This is a genomic window from Jiangella sp. DSM 45060, from assembly GCF_900105175.1.
In the GTDB taxonomy this organism is placed as follows: domain Bacteria; phylum Actinomycetota; class Actinomycetes; order Jiangellales; family Jiangellaceae; genus Jiangella.
On the sequence record NZ_LT629771.1, the window covers coordinates 7352757 to 7365414 of the forward strand.

At 71.9% G+C, this 12658-nt stretch carries 13 protein-coding genes; 10 read left to right on the top strand and 3 right to left on the bottom strand.

Translation table 11 applies throughout. The features are described from left to right. Positions 1-107 precede the first annotated feature (107 nt). Both BLU82_RS33240 and BLU82_RS33245 read right to left on the bottom strand, forming a co-directional pair. Positions 108-797: a class I SAM-dependent methyltransferase gene (locus tag BLU82_RS33240; protein ID WP_092626719.1), complete on the bottom strand. Its 690-nt coding sequence runs from the start codon at positions 795-797 to the stop codon at positions 108-110. 11 nt (positions 798-808) lie between these two features. Beyond that, on the bottom strand, positions 809-1672 hold the full coding sequence (locus BLU82_RS33245) for a helix-turn-helix transcriptional regulator (protein WP_231947652.1): 864 nt from the start codon (positions 1670-1672) through the stop codon (positions 809-811). Positions 1673-1787: 115 nt separating this feature from the next. Here BLU82_RS33245 and BLU82_RS33250 point away from each other — a divergent pair, with 115 nt between their 5' ends. The 6 genes from BLU82_RS33250 (at position 1788) to BLU82_RS33275 (ending at position 7330) form a co-directional block, all read left to right on the top strand. Then, positions 1788-2546, top strand: coding sequence for an SDR family oxidoreductase (locus BLU82_RS33250; protein WP_092625065.1), 759 nt, complete (start codon positions 1788-1790; stop codon positions 2544-2546). Positions 2547-2617: 71 nt separating this feature from the next. Continuing rightward, positions 2618-3475 (top strand): nicotianamine synthase family protein, encoded by an 858-nt coding sequence (locus tag BLU82_RS33255; RefSeq protein WP_157741418.1) that lies wholly within the window; start codon positions 2618-2620, stop codon positions 3473-3475. A gap of 1 nt (position 3476) precedes the next feature. Further along, the gene (locus tag BLU82_RS33260; RefSeq protein ID WP_092625067.1) at positions 3477-4745 is read left to right on the top strand and encodes an ATP-grasp domain-containing protein; all 1269 of its coding nucleotides are present in this window, start codon (positions 3477-3479) and stop codon (positions 4743-4745) included. 85 nt (positions 4746-4830) lie between these two features. Continuing rightward, complete coding sequence (locus BLU82_RS33265; protein ID WP_092625068.1) at positions 4831-5121, top strand: hypothetical protein; 291 nt, start codon at positions 4831-4833, stop codon at positions 5119-5121. Continuing rightward, complete coding sequence (locus tag BLU82_RS33270) at positions 5118-7076, top strand: DUF6571 family protein (protein ID WP_092625069.1); 1959 nt, start codon at positions 5118-5120, stop codon at positions 7074-7076. Before BLU82_RS33265 ends, BLU82_RS33270 begins: the two co-directional genes overlap by 4 nt. Then, positions 7073-7330, top strand: coding sequence for a hypothetical protein (locus BLU82_RS33275; protein ID WP_092625070.1), 258 nt, complete (start codon positions 7073-7075; stop codon positions 7328-7330). Before BLU82_RS33270 ends, BLU82_RS33275 begins: the two co-directional genes overlap by 4 nt. Positions 7331-7334: 4 nt before the next feature. Here the strand turns inward: BLU82_RS33275 and BLU82_RS33280 are convergent, their stop codons facing one another. Beyond that, positions 7335-8603: an alpha-L-fucosidase gene (locus BLU82_RS33280; protein WP_197682627.1), complete on the bottom strand. Its 1269-nt coding sequence runs from the start codon at positions 8601-8603 to the stop codon at positions 7335-7337. A 143-nt stretch (positions 8604-8746) separates the two neighbouring features. On the opposite strand from BLU82_RS33280, the gene BLU82_RS33285 reads away from it, so the two are divergent. From BLU82_RS33285 to BLU82_RS33300, 4 genes are read left to right on the top strand one after another with little or no spacing between them, the layout of a single operon-like run. After that, entirely contained in the window at positions 8747-9535 is a 789-nt protein-coding gene (locus BLU82_RS33285) for a ribonuclease activity regulator RraA (protein WP_092625072.1), read from the top strand. A gap of 40 nt (positions 9536-9575) precedes the next feature. Beyond that, on the top strand, positions 9576-10829 hold the full coding sequence (locus BLU82_RS33290; RefSeq protein ID WP_157741419.1) for an ABC transporter substrate-binding protein: 1254 nt from the start codon (positions 9576-9578) through the stop codon (positions 10827-10829). After that, the gene (locus BLU82_RS33295) at positions 10808-11779 is read left to right on the top strand and encodes a carbohydrate ABC transporter permease (protein ID WP_197682628.1); all 972 of its coding nucleotides are present in this window, start codon (positions 10808-10810) and stop codon (positions 11777-11779) included. The genes BLU82_RS33290 and BLU82_RS33295 overlap by 22 nt, the downstream gene beginning before the upstream one ends. Positions 11780-11788: 9 nt before the next feature. Further along, positions 11789-12640, top strand: a complete 852-nt coding sequence (locus BLU82_RS33300; RefSeq protein ID WP_092625074.1) for a carbohydrate ABC transporter permease — start codon at positions 11789-11791, stop codon at positions 12638-12640. Positions 12641-12658: the final 18 nt, after the last annotated feature.

The window sequence follows — 12658 nt, forward strand, 5'->3', positions numbered from 1 at the left end:
GAGGCCCAGGCCCGGTCGAGGTCGGGTGAAGGGCAGTGCAAACCAATCACCGGCCACGCACGCTGCCCGGCGTGTCACCAACCCGGCCAACGTTCATGGACACAGCACTAGCGCTTCAGGCAGGTATAGGCGCCGAACAGGCCGGCGTCGTCGTACTCGACGTCGGCGAGGTCGAAGCCGGCGTGGTCGATCATGGGCTCGAGCAGCCAGCGGAACGTGCTGTGCTCGGTGCGGACGTGCTCCGCATAGTCAGCACCCGTGTAGCCCGCCGCCGGGTCGTCGACGCCGCCGGCCACCCAGCCGTCCATGACCTGCTCGGTGGTGGCGGACGGGAAGTCGTACACGAGGTCGCGCAGCCGCAGCACGCCGCCCGGGCGCAGCAGGCCGGCGATGCGGTGAAGCGCGACCACCTTCCAGAAGTCGGGCAGCTGGTGCAGCGCGTGCCGGGTGTAGACGGCGTCGACGAGCTCGCCTGCGTGGGCGTAGCTGAGGAACCCGGCCTGGACCAGCTCGACGGTGACCCCGGCGGCCCGCGCCCGCTCGCCGAGGTACGCCAGCATCGCCGGCGACACGTCGACCGCCACCACGCGGTCGAACGCCGCGGCGGCCGGTACGGCGAACTGGCCGGTGCCGGCGCCGAGGTCGACGACCGACCGCACCCCGTACGAGGCCAGCACCTCGATGTCGGACGCGGGGTCGGGGTAGCCCTGCTTGCGGTCGAAGCCGGCGACGAAGTCGGGGTCGAGGTGTTCCGGGCCGGCGTGTACGGTCTCGTCGAGCATCCAGGTCGGGCGCATGGGCCCGATCGTCACACGCGTGAACGCTCGTCCGCAGCCGGTTTTCCGCCGGCCGGGCGGGTGATCGTGCTGCTGAGCAGCGCGATGGCCTGCTCGGACGGGCTCCCCGGTTCCGCGTGGTAGGCGACGATCAGCTGGCCGGGCGCGCCGTTCACCGCCAGCGACTCGTACCGCAGCGTGAGCTCGCCGACCAGCGGGTGCCGGAACCGTTTGGTGCCCGACGTCTTGGGCCGGACGTCGTGGCGCGCCCACAGCCGGCGGAACTCGTCGCTCTTCAACGACAGCTCCCCGACGAGGTCGGTGAGCGCGGGGTCGTCGAGGTCGGCGCCGGCGGCCGCGCGCAGGCTGGCCACGGCCTCGGCCGCGACGGCGTCCCAGTCGGGGTACAGCTCGCGCGCGTCGGGGTCCAGGAACACCGCGCGGACCTGGTTCACGCCTGGCGCGGAGCACGAGGCGACGCTGGCGCCGAGTGCGTTGACGGCGAGCACGTCGAGGCGGCGCCCGAGCACCAGCGCGGGCGTGGAGGTCCAGCCGTCGAGCAGCAGCTGGATGCCGTCGCTGACCCGTTCGGGCCGGCTCGGCGCCCGCCGGCGGCGCCGCGCCGGGCGGGCCAGCTCGCGCACGTGGGCGACGCCGTCGTCGTCGAGCCCGAGGACCCCGGCCAGGGCCTCGATGACCTGCTCGGACGGGTGCTTGTCGCGGCCCTGCTCGAGCCGCACGTAGTAGTCGGCGCTGACCCCGGCCAGCATCGCGACCTCTTCGCGGCGCAGGCCCGGCACCCGCCGCCGGCCGAAGCCGTCGGGCAGCCCCACGTCGGCGGGCTGGGCCAGCTCGCGCCGCGCCCGCAGGTACTCGCCGAGCCGGTTGTCCGTCACCCTACGAGGGTAGGCGGGCCGGGCTCGCCGTGGGTGGCCGTGCGACTCCCAGGGTCCGGTCTCCTGGTCGTCGGGCGGTCTGGTCGGCCCGTCACGTTCGCCGGATCGTGGAGCCATGACGACAGCACAGAACACCGACACACTGACCGGCCGCGTCGCGGTGGTCACCGGAGCCACGAGCGGGATCGGCGCGGCGACGGCCCGCCGGCTGGCCGAGGGCGGCGCCGCCGTCGCGGTGGTCGGCCGTCGAGAGGACCGGCTGAAGATCCTCGCGGACGAGATCGGCGGCCTCGCGGTGCCGGCCGACGTGAGCGACATCGCCGCCATGACGGCCGCGGCCGGCGCCATCCGCGCCGAGCTCGGCCGGGTCGACCTCGTGGTCGCCAACGCCGGCGTCATGCTGGCCGCGCCGTTCGAGTCCGCCGAGACCCGCGAATGGGACCAGATGATCGCGACGAACGTGAACGGCCTGCTCTACACCGGCCGGGCGTTCGCCGACGACCTCCTCGCGACGGCGGCCGACGGCGGGACGGCCGACCTGGTGCACGTCGGCTCGATCGGGTCGCACGGGATCTTCCCCGACTACGCCGTGTACGCCGCCACCAAGGCGGCCGTCGCGCACCTGACCCGGAACCTGCGCGCCGAGCTCGGACCGCGTGGCGTCCGGGTGAAGAACGTCGAGCCGGGCTTCGTCGGAACCGAACTCGGGGATGGCATGCTCGACTCCGCCAAGCGCGAGGAGCTGTCGCGGTGGCGTGGCGCGATCGAGATCCTGCGCTCGGAGGACATCGCCGACGCGATCGCCTTCGCCGTCGCGGCGCCCCCGCGGGTCAACGTCGCCGAGCTGATCGTCGTCCCGACCGCTCAGGGCTAGCCTGCTGCCGCCATTCGCGTGATTCGGCAGCGCGGCCGCCACCGGCTGTGCCATGATCAGCCGCGATGAACATGAGTCTCACTAGCAACATATTCGGTCAAACCGACCTGACCGACCTCCGCCGGCCGACGGCGCAGGACGTCGCGGCCTCGGTGGGTGAGGTGTACCGGGAGCTGGCCGCGCGCGACGACCTGCGGCCGGGCCCGGAGGTGGACGGGCTGTTCGGGCGGCTGGTGCGGCTGGTCCTCACCGCGCCGGCCGAGACTGTGCCCGCCGTCCTCAACGACGTCGAGATCCAGCGGCTGGCGCCCAGGCTGCGCGCCCTCTGCGCCCGCGGCGAGGGGGAGCTGGAGCACGCCTGGGCGCACCGGATCGTCGCCGGCCGGCCGCCGCGGGAGGAGCTGGCGCGGTTCCCGTACTTCGGGAACTACCGCCAGCTCAGCCGCATGGAGATCGGCGTCCTGGCGTCCGCGCTGCCGCGCCGGGTGCGGTCGGTCGCGTTCGTCGGGTCCGGGCCGTTGCCGCTGAGCTCGCTGTACCTGGCCGGCGAACTGGACGTCGCGGTCGACAACTTCGACCGCGACCCGGTGGCGCTGCACACCGGCGCCGCGGTGTCGGCCGCACTCGGCTACGGCGAGCTGGGCTTCCACGAGGCGGACGTGCTGGCGGCGGACCTGTCCGGCTACGACGTGGTGGTGCTGGCCGCGCTGGTCGGCGACACGCTCGAGGCGAAGCGGCGGGTGCTGCGGCACCTGGCCGTCACCATGCGTCCCGGCGCCGTCCTGCTCGCCCGCAGCGCCCGCGGCCTGCGCACGCTGCTCTACCCGCCGATCGACCGGACCGCGCTCGACGGGTTCGAGCCGCTGACGGAGGTGCACCCGGTGAACGACGTCATCAACTCGGCGATCCTGGCCCGGGCCGGAGGCTGACGTGGCGACGCTGCTCATGGTGGAGAGCTGGGTGCAGTCGACGGGGCTCGCGCTGCCGCCGCTGCTGCGCGAGGCGGGCCACGACTACATCCTGTTCACCCGCGACCCCGGCCTCTACCCGGACGTCGACGGCGAACGGCACCCGGTGCTGCGCGACGCCGACGAGGTGATCGTCGTCGACACCAACGACCGGGCCGCCATGACCGGCGCCGTCATCGGCATCGTGTGCCGGCGGCGCATCGACGGCGTGATCACCACCTGCGACTACTACCTCGACGCGGTCGCGGAGCTGGCCAAGATGCTCGGGCTGCCCGGGGCGTCGCCGGACATCGTGCGCCGGGCCGTGCGCAAGGACGCGGTGCGGACGGTGCTCGCCCGGGCCGGGCTGCCCGGCCCGCGCTTCGCGGTCGCAGCGACATGGGAGGACGCGCTGGCCGGCGCGGCGGAGCTGGCCTTCCCGCTGGTCGCGAAGCCGGTCGACCTCAACTCCGGCACGTCGGTGCACCTCGTCGACGGCGAGGCGGCGCTGAAAGACGTGTTCTACGAGGTCACCGGTGTCGAGCGGAACACTCGCGACCAGCCGCTGGCCCGCCGGCTGCTGCTCGAGGAGGTCCTGCGCGGCCCCGAGGTCAGCGTCGAGACGGTCACCGCCGCCGGGCGGACCACGGTGCTCGGCATCACCGGCAAGAGCGTCACGCCGACGTTCGTCGAGGCCGGGCACGTGTTCCCGGCGCCGCTGCCGCCCGCCGTCGCCGCCGAGGTGACCGAGCACGTCCGGTCGGCTCTCGCCGCGCTCGGCATCAGCCACGGCCTGAGCCACACCGAGCTCCGCCTGACGCCGTCCGGGCCGCGGATCGTCGAGATCAACCCGCGCCAGGGCGGCGGCTACGTGTTCGACCTCGTCCGCACGGTGACCGGGGTCAGCCCGCTGGCGCTGCTGGTCGACCTCGCGCTCGGTCGGGCGACCGAGCTGGACGTGCGGCCGCGGGGCACGGCGGCGGTCGCGTTCGTGTTGGCGCCGGTCGACGGCATCGTCACCGCCGTCGAGGGCCGCGACGCGCTGGACGACGACCCGGCGATCGTCCGCTGGCAGCTGGACGTGCCCGGACCCGTGCGCCGTCCCCGCGACAACAACGACCGCGTCGGCCACGTGCTCGCCGTCGACCCGGACGGCGACCGCGCCGGCGAGCTGGCCGCCTCCGCCGTCGGCTCGCTCGCCCTGCGCATGGCCGGCGGCGAGGTCGTCACACCCCAGGCGATCGGCGTCTGAGCAAGCGCTTGCCCCGCGCGCGGCCGGTGAGCGCGCGCGTGGCATCATGGCGGCCTCGAAACGATCAACCGGGCGGGAGCTGCCGGTGGCCGACCAGGTGTCCAATCCCTACCGCGCCGCCCTGTGCGCGAGCCGCGACGACGCCCGGCCGGTGTCGGACGATCTCAAGAGCGACCTCGACGCCGCCGTCCAGGCCATGGACAACGGCGCCTGGCAGAGCAGTATCGCCGACACGTTCTACACCGAGCTCACGGAGCACAAGGCCACGCTGGCCACCGCGGCCGAGGGCGTCATGACGGAGTTCGGCGACGCCATCGAGGGCCAGGAGCCGATGGTCGACGCCAACGCTTGGCAGGTGCGCTGGAGGAACCTGTGAGCATCGCCGCCATCGACATCGCGGAGCTGGCCGGCCTCGTCACCGCGCTGGAGAACGCGGCGGAGAACATCGCCACCCGGCGCGGCGACCTCAGCGGCGAGCTGTCGGGCGTCCACCTGCCCACCACCGAGCTCAACCGCCTCGACGCCGTCGAGGGGTGGATCGACGACGAGCTGCCCGGGCTGCGGCGCCGACTGGCCCTGGCGCGGCACATCGAAGCCCAAACTCCGGGGCCGCAGGCGTTCGTCCAGCTGGACGAGTCGACGATCCCGACCGCGACGCCGGAGGAGGCCCGCGAGCGTGCCGACCGGGCCGCGGAGCTGATCGAGGACTACGACGACGGCGACCCGCCCCAGGAACTGGTCGACCTGTTGGCGGAGAACGCGACCGACCCGTACTTCGCCCACCAGCTCGCCACCCAGGTGTCGCCCGAGGAGGTCGCCGACTTCATCGTCAGCGCGTCGAGCACCCGGCGTCAGATGGCCGGCGCGACGATGCCCGACGACGTCGAGGACGTGGAGCGGTTCGACGAGGCGTACGAGGCGACGCTCGACGGCCTCGGCGCCGCCTACGGCACGGCCACCCAGGGCACCGGCGACCTCGCCCTGCCCGACGACTACGCCGCGTCGTGGTCGTCGGCCATCACCGAGGAGTCGCCGGAGGTGCTCGGCCAGGCCAGCGCGCTCGGCCTGGTCATCTCCCGCGGCACCTTCTCCGCCGACTTCCTCACCACCGTCGCCACCGACGTCTACGAGTACGAGCGCGAGCTCGACGAGGACGACATGTGGTGGAAGCGGGCGCACTCGGAGATGGGCGCCGACGGCTACGGCGCCATCGACCCCGTGCACGGCGACGACGAGGGCGCGCCGACCGGCTACACCGAGTACTACGACCCGCTGGCCGGCATCATGTCCGCGGTCGGGCGCAACCCCGAGGCCGGCCACGCCCTGTTCGGCACCGGCACGTTCACCTACATCGAGGCCGGCGACGAGTCGGGCATGGTCAACGAGTTCCTCGAGTACGTCCTGGCGAAGCGCAAGTGGCCGGTCGACGACGGGGCGGGTGCCGACGCGGCCATCGCGGCGGCCATCACCCCGTACGAGGGCGGCAGCACGATGAGCACCAGCATCGCCCGCGACGCCCACGAGATCCTCACCATCAAGGCCGCCGAGATCGAGGAGCGCCGCGAGGACTCCAACCCGTTCTCCGACATCGGCCACCTGATCCTCGACGGCCTCGGCCTGATCCCGATCCTCGGCGAGCCGGTCGACGCCATCAACGCCCTCTGGTACGCGGCCGAGGGCAACGTCGTCGACGCCGGCCTGTCCGCCGCCGGCATGATCCCGTTCATGGGCTGGGGCGCCACCGGCGGCCGGTGGACCCGGCGGGCGCTCAACGCCGACGAGCTCGCCGCGCTGCGCCAGACCGACGGGCTCGACGAGCTGCCCGAGGGCTTCGACGGCATCGCCCGGGCCGACGATCTCCACGTCGACCTGAGCGAGACCGATAGGCTGGCCCTGGAGGACTACACCGGGGACGGGTACTGGGACATGAACGCCGCGCTACGCAACCCCGGCGCCGACATCCCGGCCGGCCTGCAGGGACGTATCGATCGGGTCTCCGACGCGCTGGCCAACCTGCCGGCCCACCCCGGCACGACCTACCGCGGCACCGATCTGAACGACAGCCAGCTGGCCAACTACGAGCCCGGCGAGGTCGTCACGGAACGCGGGTTCATGAGCACGAGCACCGACCCCGACGTCGCCGACTCCGATTTCGAGGGCAACACGTACTTCATCGTCGAGGGCCGTTCCGGCCGCGACGTGGCGCCGTACTCGGAGGTCTCGCACGAGGCGGAGATCCTCTTCAACACCGGGACGGAGTTCGAGGTCCTCGACAAGGTGTTCGACGAGGACATGGGCAAGTGGGTCATCCGGCTGAGGGAGGCGCCATGACGACAGCAGGGCCCGACGACGTCTCCCCTGAGGAGCGGGAGCGGACACTGGAGGCCATCGCGAAGCTCAAGAGTGAGCTCGCGGCGGCGAAGCGGCGGCCGCGGCGACCGGGCGTGAACGCCGCCAAGTTCCACGGCTCCATCGGTCTCGACGACGACGGCAACCCGCAGGCGCCGCTGACCCCGGCGGAGCGCCGGCGCAAGGAGGAGTGGCGGCGGCGCGCCAAGGGACCGCGCGGCTCCGAGTCCGAGTGATCGGTTAGAGGAACAGCTCCACCACCGGCACCAGCACGTCCGGGCGGACCGTCGGCAGCCGCAGCGTCAGCGTGTCCGGCGGCTGACCACCCGGCCTCGTGTTCCAGGCCTGCTGGCCGGGCGCCAGCCTGATCGTCGTCAGCTCCGACCCGTCGTTCAGCAGTTGCGCGTAGCGCACCCGATCGGCCATCCCGCGCAGATGCACGTGCTCGAACGGCCACGCGAACAGGTGGACGTACAGCCGGTCGCCGCGCTGGGTGAGGACGGCGCCCGGCGGCAGCCCCGGCGCCACGGCCGCCGCGAGGTCCGGCGCGGCCGGTCCGGCGCCCACCACCGAGCGCCCGTGCAGCCGCATCCACTCGGCCAACGCGTCCAGCAGGGCCACGTCCCGGGCCGGCAGCGCGCCCCGTCCGTCCGGGCCCACGTTGAGCAGCAGGTTGCCGCCCTTCGCGACGGTGTCGACGAGCATCCGCACCAGCAGGTCCGGCGTCTTGAACCGGGTGTTGTCGCGGTCGTAGCCCCAGCTCCCGTTCAGCGTCTGGCAGGCCTCCCACGCGATCGGCGCGCCGTCCGGCCCGCGCATCGGCTCGGCCGGCTGGTACTGCTCCGGCGTGACGAGGTCGCCCGGGACGCCCAGGCGGTCGTTCACGACGATGCCCGGCTGCAGCTCGCGGACCATGGCCAGCAGTTCGTCCGCGGCCCAGTCCTCCGGGTACTTGCCGCGCACGCCGTCGCGGTCCTCGGCGTAGGTGTAGTCGAAGAACAGGTAGTCGACGCGGCCGTAGCCGGTGAGCAGCTCGCGCACCTGGGCGTGCAGGTAGGCGCGGTAGCGCGCCATGTCTCGGGGCGGGCCAGGCGGGTCGTCGCGGCGAGGGTGCAGATAGTCGACGGTGAAGTCGGGGTGGTGCCAGTCGATGAGGGAGTGGTACAGCCCGACCCGCAACCCCTCGGCGCGGACGGCGTCGGCGAACTCCGCGACGAGGTCGCGCCCGCACACCGCGGCCGACGTGTAGTCGCTGGCGGCGGAGTCCCACAGGCCGAAGCCCTCGTGGTGCTTGCTCGTCAGCACGACGTACCCCATGCCGGCCGAGCGGGCGGCGCGGGCGATGGCGCGGGCGTCGAACAGGTCCGGGTCGAAGATCTCCGCGTAGCGCTCGTACTCCGCGAGCGGCGTGCGTTCGCGCGACATCACCCACTCGTGCCGGGCGGCCAGTGAGTACAGCCCGAAGTGCACGAACATCCCGAACCGGGCCTGGGTGAACCAGTCCGCCATCTCGTTCCTCGCTCCCATCGAAGCCGCCGGCCGTCCATCGTCGCCGAGCCCGGGGTCTTGACACGACGGCGGGGTGACCGGTTTCCTATCGCTCAATCGATAGACGATAAGTGATCCGCGATCATACTCCGAGAGGACGCCGGATGAACACCGAGCAGGACGGTTATCCGACCGGCCACACCCCCTTGCTCTCCGACCCGCCCGGGCGGCCGGCGCGCGCGCTGGTCGAGGCGTTGTCCGGGGTGAGCGCGGCCACCGCCTGCGCGAAGCTGCACCACCAGGGCGTCACCCGGACGTTCATCGACGGCCCGGCGCCGCTGCACCGCGACGCCGAGATCCGCGTCACCGGCGCCGCCGTCACGCTGCAGTTCATGCCGCAGCGCGAGGACGTGTTCACCGGCCAGGGCCAGGAGGACGCGGAGCGGCGCTCGGCGCTGTGGGCGGTGCTGGAGTCGATCCGCCCCGGCGACGTGCTGGTGGTGTCGGCGCAGGCGGCCCAGCGCACCGGCTGCCTCGGCGACATGCTCGTGCGCTACTTCAAGCTGCGCGGCGGCGCCGGCATCGTCGTCGACGGGCGCATCCGCGACGCCGGCCGGGTGCGCGCGCTCGGGGTGCCGGTCTGGTGCACCGGGGTCACCCCGCATTATGCGTCCCAGACCGAGTTGTTCCCGTACGCGTACAACGTGCCGGTCGCGGTCGGCGGGGCGCTGGTGCGCCCCGGCGACCTGGTGATCGCCGACGACGACGGCGCCGTGGTGGTGCCGCCGTCGCACGCCCAGGCGATCGCCGATGACGCACTCGCCCACCAGGACAAGGAGGAGTTCGCCCGCCGGCGTCTCGATGCCGGCGGACGGCTGTCCGACTACTACCCGCTGACCGGCCGGGGCCTGGACGAGTACGTCGCCCACCAGGGCAGCAGCAACGGCCGCTGAAACCACCCACCAACGCAACGGAGCGAGCGGAGAGATGACCATGAACAGCAGGCGGCGATTCCTGACGGCCGGAGTGCTGGCCTCAGCGGTGCTGACGGCGTCGGCGTGCGGTGGCGGTGACGACGACGTCGCGGGCGGCGAGGGCGGCGACACCACGCTGCGGATGATCGTCAACATCACCCCCAACCTCACCGAGCAGTTCTGGAACGAGCTGTTCGACAAGTACGAGGCGGAGAACCCCGGCATCACGGTCGAGCTGGAGCTGACCGGGACCATCGAGGCGGAGGCCAAGCTGCAGCAGGACCTCGCCGCGGGCGACCCGCCCGACATCGCGCAGCACGTCGTCCCGAACCCGGAGACGGCGGAGCTGTTCGTCGACCTGTCCGACGAGGACTGGGCCGCCGACACCCCGCTGTTCGACGAGTACGCGATCGACGACGGGCACTACGTCGTGGGTGTCGGCGAGCAGATCCAGTCGCTGGTGTTCTACAACAAGGCGGCCTTCGAGGAGGCCGGCGTCGACGCCACGCAACTGCAGACCATCGCGCAGTTCGAGGACGCGATGCGCAAGCTGCAGGCGGCCGGCTACCAGCCGCTGCAGTCGGCCGGCCAGTGGGTCACCGGCGCGCAGTTCACCATGCTGGCCGACGCCGGCGTCCTCACCGACGAGCCGGACTGGGTGATCGAGCGCAAGAACGGCGAGACGTCCTTCGCCGACAGCGGCTACCTGCGCTACTTCGAGCTGTACGAGTCGTGGCTGAAGGAGGGCTTCCTCACCCAGAGCGCGCTCGGCCTGGAGTACCCGGACGGGCAGGCAGCGTTCCTCGCGGGCGACTCGGCGATGTACATCATGGGCTCGTACTTCGTGCCCGCCGCCGACGAGGCCGGGCTGAGCGACCAGATCGGCGTCTTCCCCGTCCCGGCCGACGGCACCTACCCGCCCGGCCAGTTCGGCAACATGGCCCAGCCGTACACCGTCGTCGAGGCCTCCGACGCGAAGGAGGAGGCGATCGACCTCGTCGAGTGGCTGGTCACCGACGACGAGGCGATCGAGATCCAGCTCGCCGCCGACGGCAACCTGCGCAAGGGCTTCAGCTACGACGTGTCCAGCCTCGGCGAGGGCGTCCAGGCGGTCCTCGACGCCAGCCCGATGGTCATCGTCAAGCAGGGCGAGCGGCAGCCGGTGCACGGCTACGCGGAGGAGCTGAACACGCAGGTCCAGTCCCTGTTCACCGGCTCCTCGGCCAGTGACGTCGCCGCCAACCTGGACACGTGGTGGGACTCGCAGCGCTGAAGGTGAGCCCGGCGCGGACGGACGACCCGCCCGCGCCGGCTCCCGGCCACCCCGGCGCGCCCGCCGCCGTCCGCCGCCGCCGGTTCCGCGACGGCGCGCTCAGCCTCGGCATGCTGGCGCCGGCCGTCGTCGTGTACACGGTGATGACGATCGTCCCGGTCGTCGTCGCCCTGTACCTGAGCCTGACCGACTGGAACGGCTTCTCCGACGCCACCTTCATCGGCATCGAGAACTACACGCGGCTGTTCGAGGACCCGGGCATCAGCCGGGCCTGGGTGGTCACGTTCGTCGTGGCGGCGTTCGGGTCGGTCGGCATGCTCGGCCTCGGCCTGGCGTACGCGCTGCAGCTGAAGGAGCGGTCGCGGACGAATTCGTTCTTCCGCGCGCTGGCCTACTACCCGCACGTCATCAGCGCACTGATCCTCGGCTTCCTGTGGAGCGCGATCCTCGGCACCAACGGGGCGATCAACACCACGCTGGAGCGGTTCGGTGTCGGGCCGGTCGGGTTCCTGTTCGACGAGACGCTGGCCGTCATCACGCTGGTCGGCGTCATCATCTGGGCCGGGTTCGGGTTCAACGTCGTGCTGTTCGTCGCGGCGCTGCAGACGGTGCCGCACGACCTCATCGAGGCCGCGCAGATCGACGGCGCGTCCCGGCGGCAGATCAACCGCCGGATCGTCATCCCGATGATCTCGCCGGTCGTGACGGTCGCGATGGTGCTCAACCTGGTCGGGCTGATCAAGGTCTACGACATCGTCGTCAGCCTCACCGACGGCGGGCCGGCCGGGTCCACCGAGACCATCGCGTACGTCATCCTCAGCCGGTCGTTCGCCAGTACCGACGTCGGCTTCGCGACCGCGCAGGCGGTGGCCCTGATGGTGGTGTCCGCTGTCCTGTCCGTGCTGGTGGCCGCCATGCGCAACCGGCAGGACCAGGCCGCGGCGAACTAGGAGCGAACGATGGCACTCCCCATGGACCTCCGCCGGCGGCCGCCGGCCACCCGCATCGTGCTGCTGGCGGTGCTGTTCGTCGTCATGACGATCCCGGCGTACCTGCTGCTGGTGAACAGCTTCAAGTCGCAGCAGGACATCCAGGCCAACCCGTTCGCGATCCCGTTCACCGGACTGACGCTGGAGTACCTGGAGGCGGCGGTCACCAGCCCGCAGTACAACGTGCTGCGCAGCTACGGCTTCACCTTCTTCCTGGTGGTCGCCGTCGACATCCTGTGCATCGCGTTCGCCGGGCCGGCCGCCTACGTCATCGCCCGCAGCCTGAAGCGGCGGACGCAGATCCTGCTGCTGTACTTCCTGGCCGGGACGTTCATCCCATCGGCGGCGCTCATCGTGCCGCTGATCTACGTGCTGCGCTCGATCGGTCTCGGCAACACCGTGACCGGGCTGATCCTGCACGACGTGGCGATGACGCTGCCGGTGAGCATCTTCCTGTTCGTCGGCTTCATCCGCACGATCCCGCGCGACATCGACCACGCCGCCGCGATCGACGGCGCCGGCCGCCTGCGCACGTACTGGCAGATCATCTTCCCGCTGACCCGGCCCGCCGTCGTCACCGTGCTGATCCTCAACTCGATCGGCATCTGGAACGACTTCATCAGCCCGCAGGTGCTGCTCACCCCCGGCTCCGGCAACTACACGGTCACCACCGCGATCTACGCCGGCGTCAGCCAGTACTCCACCGACCTCACCAAGGTCTTCCCGAACCTGCTGCTGGCCATCGCGCCGGTGATCATCTTCTTCGTCTACATGCAACGGCACATCATCAGCGGCCTCACGGTCGGCGCCCTCAAGGGGTGACTGGCGAACCCAGAAAGG